The 17,520-nt window shown below is 50.6% G+C and carries 14 protein-coding genes; 8 read left to right on the top strand and 6 right to left on the bottom strand.

What is annotated here, in order from left to right; genetic code table 11:
• The first annotated feature begins 428 nt into the window (after nt 1-428).
• Nucleotides 429-3,740, top strand: a complete 3,312-nt coding sequence (locus GGR27_RS14480; RefSeq protein ID WP_168038564.1) for a SusC/RagA family TonB-linked outer membrane protein — start codon at nt 429-431, stop codon at nt 3,738-3,740.
• A gap of 13 nt (nt 3,741-3,753) precedes the next feature.
• The gene (locus GGR27_RS14475) at nt 3,754-5,085 is read left to right on the top strand and encodes a SusD/RagB family nutrient-binding outer membrane lipoprotein (RefSeq protein WP_168038562.1); all 1,332 of its coding nucleotides are present in this window, start codon (nt 3,754-3,756) and stop codon (nt 5,083-5,085) included.
• A 147-nt stretch (nt 5,086-5,232) separates the two neighbouring features.
• On the opposite strand, the gene purN is transcribed toward GGR27_RS14475, so the two are convergent.
• The 5 genes from purN to meaB form a co-directional block, all read right to left on the bottom strand.
• Nucleotides 5,233-5,802 carry a phosphoribosylglycinamide formyltransferase gene (gene purN, locus GGR27_RS14470; RefSeq protein WP_168038560.1) on the bottom strand — a complete coding sequence of 190 codons (570 nt, stop codon included), beginning with the start codon at nt 5,800-5,802 and terminating at the stop codon, nt 5,233-5,235.
• Nucleotides 5,803-5,953: 151 nt separating this feature from the next.
• Nucleotides 5,954-6,811 (bottom strand): TPM domain-containing protein, encoded by an 858-nt coding sequence (locus GGR27_RS14465; RefSeq protein WP_168038558.1) that lies wholly within the window; start codon nt 6,809-6,811, stop codon nt 5,954-5,956.
• A gap of 42 nt (nt 6,812-6,853) precedes the next feature.
• Nucleotides 6,854-7,285, bottom strand: coding sequence for a TPM domain-containing protein (locus GGR27_RS14460; RefSeq protein WP_168038556.1), 432 nt, complete (start codon nt 7,283-7,285; stop codon nt 6,854-6,856).
• A 3-nt stretch (nt 7,286-7,288) separates the two neighbouring features.
• Nucleotides 7,289-7,876: a LemA family protein gene (locus GGR27_RS14455; RefSeq protein WP_168038554.1), complete on the bottom strand. Its 588-nt coding sequence runs from the start codon at nt 7,874-7,876 to the stop codon at nt 7,289-7,291.
• A 3-nt stretch (nt 7,877-7,879) separates the two neighbouring features.
• Nucleotides 7,880-8,908, bottom strand: coding sequence for a methylmalonyl Co-A mutase-associated GTPase MeaB (gene meaB, locus GGR27_RS14450; RefSeq protein ID WP_168038552.1), 1,029 nt, complete (start codon nt 8,906-8,908; stop codon nt 7,880-7,882).
• 564 nt (nt 8,909-9,472) lie between these two features.
• Between meaB and porX the strand changes: the two genes are divergently transcribed.
• From porX to GGR27_RS14435, 3 genes are all read left to right on the top strand, one after another.
• Entirely contained in the window at nt 9,473-11,029 is a 1,557-nt protein-coding gene (gene porX, locus GGR27_RS14445; protein WP_168038550.1) for a T9SS response regulator signal transducer PorX, read from the top strand.
• Between the two features lie 113 nt (nt 11,030-11,142).
• Nucleotides 11,143-12,249 carry a hypothetical protein gene (locus GGR27_RS14440; protein WP_168038548.1) on the top strand — a complete coding sequence of 369 codons (1,107 nt, stop codon included), beginning with the start codon at nt 11,143-11,145 and terminating at the stop codon, nt 12,247-12,249.
• A gap of 119 nt (nt 12,250-12,368) precedes the next feature.
• Nucleotides 12,369-12,839, top strand: a complete 471-nt coding sequence (locus GGR27_RS14435) for a GNAT family N-acetyltransferase (protein WP_168038546.1) — start codon at nt 12,369-12,371, stop codon at nt 12,837-12,839.
• A 282-nt stretch (nt 12,840-13,121) separates the two neighbouring features.
• On the opposite strand, the gene GGR27_RS14430 is transcribed toward GGR27_RS14435, so the two are convergent.
• Nucleotides 13,122-13,553 carry a hypothetical protein gene (locus tag GGR27_RS14430; RefSeq protein ID WP_168038544.1) on the bottom strand — a complete coding sequence of 144 codons (432 nt, stop codon included), beginning with the start codon at nt 13,551-13,553 and terminating at the stop codon, nt 13,122-13,124.
• A 469-nt stretch (nt 13,554-14,022) separates the two neighbouring features.
• On the opposite strand from GGR27_RS14430, the gene GGR27_RS14425 reads away from it, so the two are divergent.
• The 3 genes from GGR27_RS14425 to GGR27_RS14415 all read left to right on the top strand — a co-directional run bounded on the left by GGR27_RS14425 (nt 14,023) and on the right by GGR27_RS14415 (nt 17,477).
• Complete coding sequence (locus GGR27_RS14425; RefSeq protein ID WP_168038542.1) at nt 14,023-15,462, top strand: M14 family zinc carboxypeptidase; 1,440 nt, start codon at nt 14,023-14,025, stop codon at nt 15,460-15,462.
• A 297-nt stretch (nt 15,463-15,759) separates the two neighbouring features.
• The gene (locus GGR27_RS14420) at nt 15,760-16,698 is read left to right on the top strand and encodes a sterol desaturase family protein (protein WP_168038540.1); all 939 of its coding nucleotides are present in this window, start codon (nt 15,760-15,762) and stop codon (nt 16,696-16,698) included.
• Between the two features lie 182 nt (nt 16,699-16,880).
• Nucleotides 16,881-17,477 carry a Crp/Fnr family transcriptional regulator gene (locus GGR27_RS14415; protein WP_168038538.1) on the top strand — a complete coding sequence of 199 codons (597 nt, stop codon included), beginning with the start codon at nt 16,881-16,883 and terminating at the stop codon, nt 17,475-17,477.
• Nucleotides 17,478-17,520: the final 43 nt, after the last annotated feature.

The following is a 17,520-nucleotide window of genomic DNA, read 5'->3' as shown; positions in this document are numbered from 1 at the left end:
ACGCGGGTGCGGAGGAGCACCGAGAGGAGCTAGGGTTCACCGCTTTCTACGGATGGCTAGTTCGCCAATTCACGTGCCAAGCCTCCAACCGAATTTAGTAGGCGCCCGAACGGGAATTATTAAGTGATAAAACAAGCGATTTAAAATACTGGCATTTGTTTAGGCAGCGAAAAGTTTTAACTTTACGTTTACACTACGGTAAAATTAGCCTCCCACCAGTCCCATCTGGTCGCTGCAAGTAAGATGACATTCAGCGCACGGTCCTAATTCCATTCCACTCCTAGGAATACCAGTTAACTCAGCGGCATTGCGCGGCGCCTCAGTGCGGCACTTGATAAATACAAGATAATCGCCGGAGTTACACCCCGCTACGAAAAATCCATTTTCTTTAATTATTTGAGACTAGTAATCCACTAAACGAAATTAGCATGAAGAGATTTTCACTCATAATTGCGGTCGTCTGCTTCGCCTTTTCGGCGGCGTTTGCCCAGACGGTCACCGGCACCGTCTACGACGAGTCCGGCGAATCTTTGATCGGGGCGTCCATCCTGGTCAGGGGCACTACTTCCGGTACCGTCACGGACATCGACGGAAAGTTTTCCCTCGCCATTCCCGCTAATGCGGAGGCATTACTGATTTCTTACACAGGCTACACTACGCAACGGGTTCCGTTGGTAGCGGGTCAGACTACTTACGAAATCACCATGGCCGAAAATGCCCAGCAACTGGGTGAGGTTGTCGTAACCGCGCTCGGCATCGAACGGAGCGAGAAAGCGATCGGCTACGCCGTCCAGCAAGTGGAAGCGGACAAGATCACCCGTTCCGGTGCCAACAGTGCGGTGGACGCGCTGGTCGGTAAAGCTTCCGGTATTCAAGTGACGCGCTCCTCCGGTTCGGTGGGTGCGGGTTCTCGAATTCTTATTCGCGGAGTTACTTCAATGATCGGTAATAATCAACCCCTGATCGTCATCGATGGTGTTCGCTCCAACAATGAAACGCAGCTTAGCGAGGCCGGCACCGCCGGTACCGCCCAGGCTAACCGGCTGATGGACCTCAACCCCGATGATATCGAAAGTGTCAACATTCTGAAGGGTGCCGCCGCAACCGCACTCTACGGAACGTCGGGTTCGACGGGGGTAGTCATCATTACCACCAAGAAAGGCAAGCGTAATCAAGGCCTACAGGTGAATTTCTCCACCGCCGTCGGGTTTGAAGAGGTAACGCGTTTGCCAGACCTACAGAACACTTTTTCTCAGGGTTCCGGAGGTAGTCCCTTAGGAGCTGAAAGTGGTGCTTCCGGATCATGGGGCGGGGCTCTCTCTGACTTGGAGTACGCAACCAGCCCCGAAGATTGGCTGCGCCAGTACACGGCGGACCCCAGCGCTCTCACGCCGAGAGAACAGTCTCGTTTCCAAAACGCTTTCCTTGGAGGCGATACTTACCGGTGGGATAAGAATGGATTTCTCGTCCCCAGAGGACAAGGCAACGGGCAGGCAGCCAATGTTTACGACGACCGGCTAGAAGATGTCTTCCAAACGGGTACTAATTATACCAATAGTTTAAGCCTTAGTGGTGGTAGTGACGTAGCTACCTTTCGTCTGTCACTCTCGTCACTGAATGCGGAAGGGATCGTTCCTAACGAGGAGTACGAACGGTACACCGTTAAGCTTGCATCGACGTACACACCAATTGATAAGCTCACGCTTTCTTCTTCGATGAACTATACGCGCTCTGATTTTCAGCGCGTGCAGCAGGGGTCCAACACTTCTGGTCTTCTTTTAGGTTTATTGCGTACGCCACCGAGTTTCGATAATTCTAACGGACTCGGCGAAGACGCAGTTGAAGACCCCAGTGCGTACGTGTTTGCTGACAACGGTAGACAGCGCAGCTACCGTGGCGGAGGTGGTTATGACAATCCTTTCTGGACGCTCAACAATACGTTGCGTGACGAAGGTGTCAACCGGGCGTTTGGTAATTTTAGAACTAATTACGCTTTCAACCCGTGGGTGAATCTTGATCTTAACGTGGGGTTCGACATCACTTCCGACGTTCGCACACAGAACTTCGAAGTCGGTTCGAATACCAACGCGATTGGTTCAATTATTCAGGATGAATTCTCAACTAATCAGATTGATGTCGTTCTTAACCTGACCGGTGGCGGTCAGCTAAACGAGGACTTTGGCCTGAACTACGTGCTCGGTAGCAACGCGTTCAGCTTCAACAACCGAAATACGTTTACGACTGGCGACGGTTTTGTATTTCCAGGCTTTGTAGATTTAAGTAACGCTACTAACATTACTGCAGGCCAGGCGATTGATCGCTTCCGCCAAATTGGGTTTATTGGCCAAGCGGAGTTTAACTACCGTCGGTTTTTATACGTGACGCTTTCCGGCCGCCAGGATTACGATAGCCGCCTTGCCGCTCCGGGGCGTCCTTTAAGTGAACTTGGGTTCTTTTACCCATCCGTTGCGCTCTCTTTTGCTTTTTCTGAACTGCTCGATGTTTCCAATTCTATCCTAAGCTTCGGCAAACTCAGGGCTAGTTACGCTCAGGTAGGAAGCCCTCCCCCGGGTGCTTACCAAACGACTACACCGTACGAAACTAATGCGATCGGTGACGGTTGGGCCGACGACATTAACTTCCCAATTGCCGGAAATACGGGATTCAACTTAGAAAACGATTTAGGTAACTCCGCACTGACGCCAGAAATATCCAACACACTAGAACTTGGAGCTGACTTCCGTTTCTGGAACGGACGCTTAAGCCTCGATGCGACTTGGTACCAAGTGGAAACGTCGGATGCTATTCTACCCGCTTCGGTAGCGCCCTCGACTGGATACACCAATATCTTTCTTAACGCTGGCTCCATGACTTCTGATGGTATTGAACTCACTATTGGTGCCATCCCGATCCAGACAACTGATTTTGAGTATTCGACTCAGATAAACTTTACTAGGAGTAAGTCCATCGTTAATGAATTGGCTCCGGGTCTGGAGCGTTTATTTCTTGACGGATTCGCTTCCGCCGGTAGCTACATCGTAGCGGGTAACCAGTACGGTGCTATTTTCGGTGGTGCTTACCAACGGGAAGGAACTGGTGGTGATAATGATAATGGCCTAAATATCCCGGAAGGTCAAATTGTAATCAATGATGATATTGACAGTGACGAATACGGCTACGAAGCCATCGACATAACGCAAAGGGCCATTGGTAATCCTAACCCTGATTTCATTATCGGATGGAACAACACCGTTACTTACAAACGCTTCAGCTTGAACTGGTTGTTAGACTGGCGCGAGGGTGGCGACATGTGGAATGGTACCGCCTGGGCACTCTCGTTTTTCGGTGCCTCACAGGAAACGGCGGACTCACGCGTTCAGCCCGCCGCTCCGCTCGAGGGTGTCCTTTCTGACGGCACACCGAGCGATATTGCCGTAGTTCGTGACCAGAGTTACTGGACTTCTGCGGTAGGTGGCTTCGGTTCCGTTGGTGAACAGTTCGTACAGGACGGTGGCTGGGTAAGATTACGCGAAGCGGGCCTTACTTATCGGCTTCCCGCTACGGGTTTCCTGAAGGGCGGCTCCTTTGGCGTAAGCGCCCGTAACCTGTTCCTAATTACTGACTACGAAGGCGTTGACCCCGAAACCAGCCTCAGTGGTACCGGCAACGGCCAGGGTTTCGACTACTTCAACATGCCAGCTACCCGCTCCGTCATTTTCAAGCTTAACGTATCCTTCTAAAGACCACCAGATAATGAATATTTCAATAAATAAATATCTCCTGGCGCTTTGCGCGGGATTCTTTCTCTTCGCCTCGTGCGAAACATTTTTGGGGGACGATGACTTCAACGTCAACCCCAACAAGCCGGTTGAAGTAACCGTTTCGGCTCAATTACCCGAAATTGGCATTCAGATCGCAGATCTTTACGGGGGGGCCTTCTCCCGTTTTAACTGTATGTTAGTCCAGCAAGTCGAAGGTGTAGAGCGTCAGTGGTCGGCCTTCAATCAGTACACCGGCCTGACGCCAGTACGGTTTGACGCGGCGTGGTCAAATACCTACGAGAACATCCTGATTGAATCACGGATTGCACGCGGGAAATCAGTTGAAGGTGGTTTCAATCATTATGAAGCCGTATTCAACGTTCTTGAATCCTTCATGCTGCTAACCGCTACGGACGTCTGGGACGACATGCCTTATACGGAAGCGACCGGTGGATTAGACAACTTGAGCCCGGTTTTTGATTCTCAGGAAAGCATTTACGCTGCTTCTTTAGCGCTGATTGACCGGTCCATCACCTTACTCGAAGGCGACGGTGGTCCCATAGTTCCCGGAGGCGATGATGTCTATTATGGAGGTTCAGCGACGCAGTGGGCCAAAGCCGCTCGTGCATTGCGCGCCCGTACGATCCTCAAACAGGGTGATCTCGACGGAGCTGCTGCCCTGGCGAGTAGTTCTTTTGAAAGCGCCGCCGACAATCTGGCCTTTCAATACCCCGACGCTAATAACCCCGGGCAATGGTCACGCTTTAATCGTGACCGGACTGGCGACCTCGAGTTTCACCCACAGTTTGGTGACTTACTGACCTCACTGGATGACACCATGCGGTTGAACGTTCTCAACCCTACGTTTAATCCATCACATCCGTACCTGATCGCTGCTTTCAACCAGGAGCTTATCACCTATCGGGAAATGCAATTCATCATCGCCGAAGCATCACTCGATGCTGATGACGACGATGATGACTCGGGTTACGAGGCTTACCTGAACGGTATTCGTGCTTCGTTTGACCGGCTCGGTCTTTCTGAAGACGACTACGATAACTACGTAGGTCAGGATAATATCGGCGTTGGTGCCGATAACCTAACGCTCGAAAACGTAATGACACAGAAGTACATCGCGCTATACCTCCAGCCGGAAGCTTACAGCGATTGGCGACGGACCGACATCCCCAACTTGGAGCCTACGAACGGAAACATTATCCCCGTCCGGTGGCACTATAGCCAGGATGAGTACTTGTTCAACACCAATGCTCCGAATGAAAACGACGTAAATATCTACACCGACAATGTAGGTTGGGATAACTAACTAATTAATTATCAACGACACTTTGTAGGTGCACCGAAAGCCCCCGCAACGCAAGTTGTGGGGGCTTTTTGGTGGTAACTGGCTTGTGCTAGCTTAACATGATACCCCCCCCGGTGGAACTAAATCGGGAATGCCACTGACTAAGGTTCAATCCGCCAACCCCCGCAGCACCCGCCAGTAATTCCCGTGCTCCAACCGCAACACCCGCGCCGCAATCTCCTCCGGCGTATCGTCCGCATCCAGCCGGACGGCGGCCTGGAAGACGGTATTCCCCTCGTCGTACCGTTCGTTGACGTAGTGGATCGTGATGCCACTCTCTAAATCCCCAGCGGCCTTCACGGCGCGGTGAACGTTGGTACCGTACATACCTTTCCCGCCGTACTTAGGTAGAAGGGCAGGGTGGATATTCAGAATACGATTGGGGAAAGCACGGACGAGATAGGGGGGGATCAACCAGAGAAAACCCGCTAGCGCAATGAAGTTTACGTCGACCCTAGCAAGTTGAGCGAGTAAATCTTCCGTCTCGAAAAAAGTGGTGCGGTCGAGCACCAAGGTGGGTACGTCGCGCTCCGCCGCCATGAGTAGAGCACCGGCGTCGGCCTTATTACTAACCAACAAAACAACTTTAACCCCATCTTCCGGATGCGCCCGAAAACGGTCGATAATGACTCGGGCATTGGAGCCGGTGCCGGAAACGAAAAGGGCGAGATTCATCATGGCCGCAAGGTAAGACGTTCGGGGAGTTGCCGGATGAGGTTTGCTTCTCTACCAAATTTCCTGGCACCCGCGACCGCGCAAGAAAATAGTCTTAGGTCTGTGGTCTAGAGTCTTCAGTCTAAATACTACAGACCGTAGACTCAAGACTTTTTTACCAACCTCCGCCAGCGCCACCACCACCAAATCCACCACCACCGAAGCCGCCAAATCCGCCACCACCACCGCCCCCGAAGCCGCCACCACCGCCACCGCCAAAGCCGCCGGGTAGGAAGATGAAGCCGCCACCCCGACGTCTACGCCGTCGCACCTGCTTATTCGGGTCGTCCATATCGTAGGAGCCTTTGCGCCAGTAGCCGCCGTCGTCGTCATCGTCGTCATCGCGGCGATTGAAGTAGCTGAGGGCCATGAAGATGAGGAAAATGCCAATGAAAATAAGGATCGGGGGAAAACCCTCCTGCTCTTGTTTAATATCATCCGCCGTGTACTCACCCTTGCCGAGCGACATGATCGCGCCCGTTGCTTCGTCGATGCCCTGATAAATTTGGCCCTGACGAAAGGCCGGCGTCATGATCTGGTCGATGATGCGTTTGGCGAGGGCGTCGGGGAGGAAGCCTTCGGTGCCGTAACCGGTTTGAATTTGAATGCGCCGGTCGTCGCGGGCGATGTACATCAGGATACCGTTGTCGGTCCGCTCGGAACCACCGATGCCCCAACCCTGGGCAATCTCAATGCTGCGGTCGAACGCCGTGTACCCGTTCAGGGACTGCTCGGTGACAATCGCAATCTGCGTGGATGTTTCCTTCGCGTACTGGTTGAGCTTCTGGGTCAGTGCGGACTCCTCACCCGCGCTCAGCATGTTGCCGAAATCGTTGACTAATTTATCTGACTTAGCGGGGATGGCGGACTGCGCCTGCACCCCCAAACCAACGCACAACAATAGTAAGAGCGCCACCGCCCGGAGGAGGGCTGGGGTGACAAAAGCTTCCGTGTAGTGGCGTACTTGGTTCAAGGCTGGGTGTTGTTGTGGTGAAAAGTCCGGCAAAGTTTATGACTAGCCGCCGTAGCTGATCTCGTCGGGAAGTTCGTTGACGTCGTCCGTCTGGTAGGGGAAGAACTTCCGGAGTTTAGCCCCGATCTGCTCGATCGTCAGGCTAATGCCTTCCACGAATTCGCCCTTGCGGAAGTGACGTTGCATGAGGTCGCGCTCGTCGTCCCAAAAGTCCTGGGAAACGACTTTGTTGATGCCCTCGTCGCCGATGATGGCGAACTCGCGCCGGTCGACTTCCAGGAGAATAAGGACGCCGTTGCGATCGGCGGTTTTGTCCATCCCGAGCTCCTTAAACACGCGGGTAGCGACGTTGAGGGCGGCTTTTCGTTCACCGACTTCGACGTGGACCCGAATCTCTCCGGAAGTGTTCAATTCGGCCGCCTGGATGGCACCGACGAGGCGGGCTTCCTCGTCGGCGCTAAAGAATTTGACCATGATCTAGAATTCGACGGTCGGTGCCTGGGCGGACCCGGCCTCTGCCTTAAACTGTGGCTTTTCCTCGAAACCGAAGACGCTCGCGAAGACCGTACCGGGGAAGCGGCGGACCTTTTTGTTGAACGACGTAGCCGATTCGTTGAAACGATCGCGTGCTACGGCAATCCGGTTTTCCGTGCCTTCGAGCTGGGCCTGAAGTTCCTGGAACTGGGCGTTAGACTTGAGGTTCGGGTAGTTCTCGGCGGTGGCGAGCAAGCGGCCGAGGCCCTGGCTAAGTTGGCCCTGCGCTGCCTGATATTCTGCAAGTTTCTCGGGCGTCAAGTCGTTAGCTTCGATGGTGATGCTGGACGCACGGGAGCGGGCGTTGGTGACCGCTTCGAGGGTTCCCCGCTCGAATTCCGCGGCACCTTTAACGGTGTTGACGAGGTTAGGAATGAGGTCGGAGCGACGCTGGTACTGCGTTTCGACGTTGGACCAGGATTGCTCCATATTCTCTTCGGCGTCCACGAAGCCGTTGTAATTGCTGCAGCCCGCGATGAGCAGGACGGCAAGGATGGCGACGACGATGCCGAGCGTTCCGAATGATTTCATAACTTAAGTTTTCTTTTTGGTTTGGGTGAATTCCGCTAATAGAACATCAGTAGCGGCGGAAAGGGTTGTCCGTTCGTCGATTATACGTTGCAATCCGTCGGTTGTTCGGGACTTTTCGCGGAGGAAATTTTCGAAGTCGGCGTGCAGGCGTTGCTCGCAGCGTTCCTTTAGCCAGTCCAAGATTTGGCCTTTGCGGCGCCGTTCCACGATTGAATCGGGACTAGCTGTCGCGTCGCGCGGGTGCAAGGATTTTTCGGATTGGGCCATGTACCGGGCGAGGCGTTCGCGTAGTTCCGGAAGGCCCTGTCCGGTAAGGGCGCTGATGGTGGTGACCTTGACGATCCAGTCGTCCGGGCGGGGCGGGGCGAGGTGTAAACCCTGCCGTAGTTGAAGCGCCGTTTGCTTAGCTTCCTTCGGCAAACGATCGGCTTTGTTGACGACAATGTGGTCCGCCAGTTCGAGGATGCCGCGCTTGATGCTTTGAAGATCGTCCCCGGCGGCTGGCTGGGCGAGGAGGAGAAAAGCGTCCGTCATCCCGTGCACCCGCCACTCCGCTTGCCCCACGCCAACGGTCTCGACGATCACGTAATCGTAACCGGCTGCCTCGCATAATAGGATAGCCCCGCGCGTAGCGGCCGTTACGCCCCCGAGGTGGCCGGCGTTCGGGCTGGGCCGGATGAAGGCTTTGGGGTGGTGGCTTAGTTTTTCCATCCGGGTCTTGTCGCCGAGGATGCTGCCACCGCTGAGGGAGCTGGTCGGGTCTACGGCCAGCACGGCAAGTCTGTGACCCGCTTCGATCAGCTCCAGGCCGAAATTCTCTACGAAGGTGGATTTGCCGACGCCGGGGGTTCCGCTGACGCCGAGGCGGGTGGTTTTGCGGGTGGTGCTATTTTCTAGGGCTAGGTCGAGGAGTTCGTCGGCGAGGCGGCGGTCTTCGGGGCGGGTGGATTCTAGGAGGGTTATGGCGCGGGCTAGGGGGCGGCGGTTATTTGGGGTGGTTAGTTGTTGGTATAGGGCTTTTGCGGTTGGCATGGGGGAAGGTAGGAAGAGTTTTGGTCTGGGGTCTTTGGTCTAAGGTCTATAGTCTTGAGAAGGGCGTGATATTGGAGATCGCTACTTTTCCAAATATTCTTAGTACTCATTAACCGTCCCTTGAGCCTGGCCGGTATTTTGGTGCCCGGAAGGCGTGAAGAAATCTGTACTGTTTGAGCCGCCACTAAGTTTAGTATTGAAACCATTTGACTGTGTAACTGACGAGTGTTACTTGAAACACAGAGCGAAAAGGCGAGTTTACAGATTTTAGCCTTCCGGGCACCAGAATATCGATCAGCCAGGCTCACAGGATAAGAATTTTGCTCCTTTTCTTCCGAAAAGGAGGGCGAAACGGGCAAAAACGAAAGCGAAATAGCGATTATGGTACCATAATCTCTAGTTCATACTACTCACTAACTTTCCTTGCACCCGCGGCCGCGCCCACTATCTTAGGCAAGAGCAACGCAAAATGCGACCCCAAGAAAACTATGGGTAATTTAACACTCAAACAAACCGTTCCAACCCGCAACGCGTAAACAGCAAACACATACTACACCCCCAAACATGGAAGCAATAAAAATTCTCTGGGCCGACGACGAAATCGACCTCCTAAAACCACAAGTACTCTTCCTCAAGAAAAAAGGCTACGAAGTGACCACCGTCACGAACGGCCACGATGCGCTGGAGGAGCTGGAGGGGGAAACGGAATTCGATGTCGTCTTCCTCGATGAATCCATGCCCGGACTGACGGGGCTCGAAACGCTGAGCCGGATCCGGACGACGGACAACGTCATCCCCGTCGTGATGATCACCAAGAACGAGGCGGAGCACGTGATGGAAGAAGCCATTGGCAGTCAAATTGCGGGGTACCTGCTCAAGCCCGTCAACCCGATGCAGATTTTGCTGACGCTGAAGACGATCGTCGACGAGAAGCGGTTGGTACGGGAAAAAACAAATACCGATTACCAGCAGGATTTCCGCCAGTTGCTAATGGAAATAAATAGCGGACTGGATAAAGAACAGTGGGTCGATACCTATAAGAAAATAATTAACTGGGAACTGAAACTGGACGATAGCCAGAGCGACCAGATGGGCGAGATCCTGGCTGTGCAGAAGCAGGAAGCGAACGCCGAATTCAGTAAATTCATCGACCGGAATTATCTGGACTGGATGAACGGCGAAGACGCGCCGATCATGTCGCATAACTTAATGCGTGAAAAGGTATTTCCGCATTTGAATAAGGAAGTCCCCACCGTCATGGTCTTGCTAGATAATATGCGGTTCGACCAGTGGAAGGTGATCGAACCTTATTTATCGGAGTTGTTCAAAGTGGAAGAAGAGGATTATTTCTATTCCATTCTTCCCACCGCCACGCAGTATTCCCGTAACGCCATTTTCGCGGGCATGATGCCTTCCGATATTGCTAAGCGGTATAAGCAATGGTGGAAAAACGATTCGGACGAAGGCGGCAAGAACAACCACGAAGCCGACCTGCTGGAGAAGCAAATGGACCGGCTGATCAAGCACAAAGACATTAAGTGGGACTACACCAAAGTCACCCGCACCAACTTCGCCCGCCAGATGCAGGACCGCGCGCTGGATTTCCTGAACAACGACTTCTCCGTCATCGTCTACAACTTCATCGACATGCTCAGCCACGCGCGCACGGAGATGGAAGTATTAAAAGAATTAGCCGGCGACGAAAAAGCCTACCGCAGCCTCACCCGCAGCTGGTTTGAAAACTCCCCCCTCTGGGCGACCCTGCGCAAACTCGCCGAGCGCGACGTGCAACTCATCGTCACGACGGACCACGGCACGATCCGCGTCAACACGCCCAGCCGCGTCGTTGGTGACCGTGATACAAGTACGAACCTTCGGTATAAATTAGGCCGCAACCTGAAGTACGAGGAGCGGGACGTGCTGGAGATTCGGGACCCGTTGAAAGCGCATCTTCCCCGTCCGAACATTAGTTCGACGTTCATTTTCGCTAAGGAGGATAAGTTCTTTTTGTATCCTAATAATTATAACCATTATAATAATTATTATAAGAATACTTTTCAGCATGGGGGGATTTCGCTGGAGGAGGTTATTTGTCCGGTTATTCGGTTGCGTAGTCGTTGAAGGCTTTAGCATCAATTAATGGATAAATAGCATAGATAATATGTTGATGCATTGATTAAAATGTCGTATTGCTTTTTCTAGTATTGAAAGGAAGAGCATAAATCATAAAGCAGTTGAAAGAACTTTTAGATCATATTGTCTCCAACTACGGAAATTTCGCTTCTACTATCAGTTTGCCCATCACAATCACCTTGGTCGCATCTTCAATTAGAAGGTGGAGGGAACGGACTTTTGAGTTGGCAATTGGTAAAACTTATGAATTATTACACAAGGGCAAATTGCTGAATAGAAATGAAATACAGGATATAATTAATATGGCGTTACTTGGTAATAGTATAAAGCGAAAACTATTTACTGTAGACGATATGGTTATCAGAATACGGTCAACGGTACGAGGAGCTAAATTTCTGACACAAGAAAAGAAGAAAGGACTACTAAGGCTTTTGATTGACATAGAGTGTAATAATGATAAATTAAGTTTTCTGAATATTAGTATAGTTTTAAAGTTACTTGTAATAGCGTCTGTAGTTACAATATTGTTGCTAGTTGTGTATTTCATCTATCAAACAGAACAATTCGAAGCGATTTCTATTAAGCTTCTAGTATTCTTTGCGTATGGTACTGTACTATTAATTGGTGTTTTTATCATTTTATTCTTCCTATTAGCTATTTTTAGCTTGCGTACTAACTTAGGGGATTTTCCAATTTATAAAAAATCTTGGAACGCAGCCCTAGTGATGAACGAAAAATCACTGGTACTACCTTCGCGAACTACTGGTAAGCAAATAGTTCTAACAAAGGTATTTGATAAGATGAAATTTACTACAAAACTTGTTGACACATACGGTAATATAGTTAGCTTTGAAGGTTGGCATTTGAGAGTTTATCAAAATCTTCAAAGTAGGACCGTGACATATCAATCTAAAGACGATGATAAAGTACGGATAGACTATAAGATAGTCAAAGAAAGTTATGTCAATGGCGGACAACAGCAAGACGAACTTTACGTTAATTTATTCATTGATAAGATTCAAGTAATATCTTATTCTTGTACGCTATCAAAAAACAGCGAATATAAAAGCGATGGAAGACTAGATTATTATCCATATAACTTTACGAAAGGGCTTCCAAACGCGAATGGTCATATAGTTTTAGTGTCTGAAATTTCAGGCGTTAAATTGATTTTGAATCGATATTTTTACCCTGTTAGTTTACTCTAATATATAGCACAAAGAAGTGGAAAATCTGGAATCAAAAAGGTGAGGGAAAAGCAGTTAGCGGCACTGTAGTTAGTAGTGGTAGTATGAGAATCACTATTTAAATAACAAACTCGAAGCAAATGATAGCTAAACCGATCAGTAGCCAATTAACATTTAAGAAATTTAAGCGAGAAAACTACGAGGAGTACCGTAGCTGGTATAACAACGAGCGAATCAAAGAAGCCCTCTACGACGTGGAGGGAGAATGGTTGGCACACGTACTGAACCAGAAGGACGGAATCCAGTACGCAGTCTACGGCGAGCAAACACTAGTGGGTGTGGTGGGCGTACTGTTTCCAGCGCAAGATCATCCTTACTCCGTTATCACTGACATTGCCGTTAACCCGGCCCTATTTAGAAAAGGTGTGGGTTCACAAATTCTAAGCGGCTTAACCAATTTGCATGCATTAGGTGCTGACTACTACTGGGTTGCTTTTGTGGAGGTAGATAATGAGTTAGCGCAGCGTTTTTTTGAGAAAAATGGGTGGCGTCAGGGTTCGGACCGAAAGGTGGCAGATGATATGATTCGATATGAATTTAGGAAAACATAAAAAATGGCGGGTTTGTTAAAGAAAATTATTTTCTGATCGTTACGTATTGAGTATGTTGAATGAGAGCTAGCTTTTGAAGGGGAACACAAAAGGCACAAAATAAAAAACACATAAAGATTGCGAGGGTAGTGTCGCAATGTTGCATTCATTTCTGTGTTCTGCCTTGTCGTACTGTGCGCATCTACCTCATTTTGCGTTTCACGTGCTGAAAATTCTGCTTTAAGTCTTTACGCAGCTTAAATACGTAAGGTCAGTTAATAATACATCATATGGTAATACGCTCTACTTTCCGGCAATTTTACTAAAAACAATCGTATCAGGTCGACTGGCCCAAGTCGGCCTGATACCAATCACTGTTCTATTTTTCACTTTTAAGACCAAGTCTTCCAAGAATTTATGTCCTAGCTTTTCAGCGTTACTATAAATCTTAATTTCAGCGTCTTGCATCAATTCCCATTTATACGCTAATTTCGAATTTATGGATGCTGAACCACAAGTAGAAATCTCCGTATCCGTCACCAAAACAAGCTCTTCTTCGAAGTTTAGGGTTAGGTAAGTTTCCGTGCCCGCGCAGGGGTCCGGTTTAATTGTTTCCACACACATGGACCCAACTCTTGCTGTATATCCCTCATCGGTCAAGACATCAACTTCAGTTTGAGCGATTATTATTAGTGATGTACTCAGGAACAGTAGAAACAAGATAAATTTTTCCATTTTGACTGATTTTCATTTTCAGATGCACGTGAACTGCTGAATGCATACGCTTACGTTTATGACACGAATAAACCCGGCTAGACTTCGCCATAACATCAATAACTGACCTTACGTAACCGTACACTGCCATATGAACACTCAAACATAGAAGAACAGTCAAAGCGATTTTTCTGCGCTTTTGTGCCTATGCGGCGAAGTAAGTATCTTTTCCAAACCTTGATCCTGCTCACTCTAAAGGGTAAGTTTTCGGCGTGGAGGTAGTACAGGAATTCTCGTACTGGTGCCACTTAACGCTGTAATTGATCCAAGCGTAAAAACCATGGTAATTCACGAATAAATTTAAAAAACCATACTAATTCGCAAATTAGACCGGAATCTAAAACCTTTTCCATACCCCGTCCCGGGTAACATGGCTATTACTAGGAGCCCTTAATTCCCCCTATCTTCCTACCAACCAACAAAAAAAACCATGCCCCGCCCCCTCCTAACCTTGCTCCTCCCCCTTTTACTCTGCACCTGCGCCCGCGCCCAGGAAACCTTCCCCGAATTACCCCTCGATCAATTAAAAGCAAGTCTACCGACCCACGAAACTACCGCCATCTCTACCCGACGTTTCAAGCAATGCGACCTCCAACCGCTAATTAATAAATTACCCGGTGCCTTCACGGTAGATACCGCCGGCCGCTCCGTAGAAAACCGCCCGCTGTGGCGCGTCGCGTGGGGAAACGGCGATACCGAAGTCCTGCTTTGGAGCCAGATGCACGGCGACGAACCGACCGCCACGGCCGCCCTGTTCGACCTCTTTTCCTGGCTGGAAGGGAACGGCGACGGGCTGGATGCCGTTCGCCGAATAATCAACGAAAAACTGCACCTCACTTTCCTGCCGATGCTGAACCCGGACGGCGCGGAACGCTACGAGCGCCGCAACGCGCTGGGCATCGACCTGAACCGCGACGCGCTACGCCTGACCAGCCCCGAAGCCCGGTTTCTCAAGGGCGAACGCGACCGGCTCGATGCCGCCTGGGGCTTTAATTTGCACGACCAGAGCACTTATTACAGCGCCGGTTTTCCCGCCGTGCGCGGCTGCGTGGCCTCCATCCTTGCGCCCGCCTACGATTGGGAAAAAACGGTGGATGAAAAGCGGGAAGACGCTATGCAATTAATTGCCCTGATGAACGCCGCGTGGCAAACCGAAGTGCCCGGGCAAATTGGTCGGTACAATGATGATTTCGAGCCCCGCGCCTTCGGTGATAATCTTCAAAAATGGGGCACGCGGACCATCCTGATCGAGTCGGGCGGTTACGGCGGTGACCCGGAAAAGCAAGAGATTCGCCGGCTCAACGTGCTGGGCCTCATTGCCTGTCTCTACGGCATCGCCACCGGTGGGCAGGAGGCGTATTTGAGGGCAGATTATTGGGATATTCCGGAAAATAAATCCAACGGAATGCACGATTTGAAAATCGTAGGTGGGATGCTCGTGCGCCCGGACGGGGAGTATTTATTAGATATTGCTTATCGCCGTAATGAGCGCAGTTTGCCACCGGATTATCGGAAATACAGTTCACTGGCGGTCGTTAGTGACGTGGGCGATTTGCATACGTTCGGCGCCTTTGAAATCATTAACGCCGATGGGCTAAGAATCATCCCTGGCAAAACGCTGAAGGGGCGACTGGATAGTCTGCAAATAGCGCAACTCGACGTGAATGATTTATATCGCCGGGGCATCACCGCCGTGGTGGGAAATCGTTCGATGCCCGGACATCCGGCGGGTAAACATTTACGGATGTTGTCGCCACGGGGTAAGGCGTCGGATTCCGTAGTGCCCGGCTCCTCCGTCGACTTAGTATTGTACCGGGGGGACCGGGCGGTGGGGGTGGTATTTGACGGGCGGTATCGGCCGTTAGAATAGAATTAACCTTATTGGGCGCGGCCGCGGGTGCAAAGAAGAGTACCTGGAAGCAAGGTTGTGGTGGGCATTGAAAACGTAATGCACAAAAAGAGCAGAATGCACGAAGCACTGCAAAGTAAAACACAAGAATGAATCTTAGCGTTGGACAGTCTACTCAAATTTTTACGTGCTTTTCTTTCTTCTTTTGTGGCTTTTGTGTTCCCTACTTCAACTGGTTTTTATGGTACATATCCGCTGCGGAAGATTAGTCAAGAGCTACGGAATCTCTAACTTGCCATTCCTGCCAGTTAAAAGATCATGCCAGAATTTATTTTCACCGACAACCCGTTAGCCATCCACTATGCCATCCCGGCCTTCGTGGTTCTACTCCTGTTGGAGATCGGTCTGGCCATGTGGGATGGCCGCGATAGTTACGATACTAAAGACACCATCAGCTCCCTGGCCATGGGCGTCGGCAACGCCGTGATCAGGTTATTCACCAAGATCATCGTTATTGGGGTTTACTTTTTCCTTTACCAGTACCGGCTTTTCGATCTCGGTTACGCCTGGTGGGTTTGGGTGCTCTGCTTTTTCGTCGAAGACCTGGCTTACTACGCTTTTCACCGCAGCAGCCACGAGATCCGATACTTCTGGGCCAGCCACGTCGTTCACCACAGCAGCCAGCGGTACAACCTCTCCACCGCCCTGCGGCAGACCTGGACGGGTAGTCTTTCCGGAGCCTTCCTCTTTTCCGCTACCCTGGCCTTGATCGGCTTTCACCCCATCATGATCGCCATCTTCGGCAGCGTCAGCCTGATCTACCAGTTCTGGATCCACACCGAGCTGATCGACAAACTCTGGGCACCGCTGGAGTATGTTTTCAACACCCCGAGCCACCACCGCGTCCACCACGGCAGCGACGTCAAGTATCTGGACCGCAACCACGGTGGCGTCCTTATCATCTGGGATCGGCTCTTCGGTACCTTTACCCCCGAAGAAGAAAGACCTACTTACGGCCTGGTTACCAATATTAAAACCCACAATCCCCTGCGCATCGCTACCCACGAGTGGGCGGCCATCGGGCGGGATCTCCGGCACGCCCCCGACTGGCGCAGCCGCCTTGGCTATCTGTTCGGCCCACCCGGCTGGAGCCACGATGGCAGCCGGCGGACTAGTAAACAATTGCAAGCGGACGAGGCGGATAATACGCGGCGCAAGTATACAGAATCGATCGAAAAGGGACAGATTTCTACGTGAATTGAAGCAGCTTTACCGTCGATTTTATTCATTAGATTAATGGTTGCTTTGGAAGTACACTATTAGGCCCTAGTGGTCCGGAAGGGCGTCACTTGTAGCGGGGCAGCCCCACGTTCTCAATCAAAAATTAACCCATAGTACAATTGGGGTGATCCACCATCGATCAAGAAATTACAAAGGAAATGAGAGAACTAATACAACTAAAAAACCATTTAACCGCCCGGAGGAAAATGACGGCTGGTGAAGTCGACGTAATTTTATCAAAATTCAACACCCAAAGATGCACAAAGGGAGAACGCCTGTTTACGGCAGGCCAAACCTGCAAAAAGCTTCACTTTATCGTAAGCGGTGTCATCAGAAGCTTCATAGCCACCGATGAGAATAAAATAAAGGTTATCATGTTTGGCTTCCCGGATTGGTGGATCACGGACATCGATAGCTTCCTGAACGAAAGTAAGTCGGTAGTCACGATAGATGCGTTAGAGGACAGCGTACTGCTTTCTTTATCCAAGACGGATTTTGATGACCTTATCCGAACGTCGCAAGCGTTCGAATCGGCCTTTCGAATAATGATGCAAAAATCTTACGTCAGGGAACAGCGGAGGTCGTTTGAACTGATCGCTCATTCTTCGAAAGAGAGATACCTATCGCTCATAGGTAGGTTTCCAGATATTGAGCAGCAAGTATCGCAAAAGAATATTGCTTCCTATATCGGCATTTCCCCGGAGTTTCTATCTTCCCTCCGGCGAGAACTGAAGAATAGTCCAGTGCAATCTTAAGCTACATTAAGTGATAACGGCCTCCGGCCCCGTATTTTTGCGG

This window comes from Neolewinella antarctica (assembly GCF_011927835.1).
GTDB classification, from domain to species: Bacteria; Bacteroidota; Bacteroidia; order Chitinophagales; family Saprospiraceae; genus Neolewinella; species Neolewinella antarctica.
Note: the sequence above shows the minus strand (reverse complement) of the source record. Positions and strands in the feature narration are given on the sequence as shown.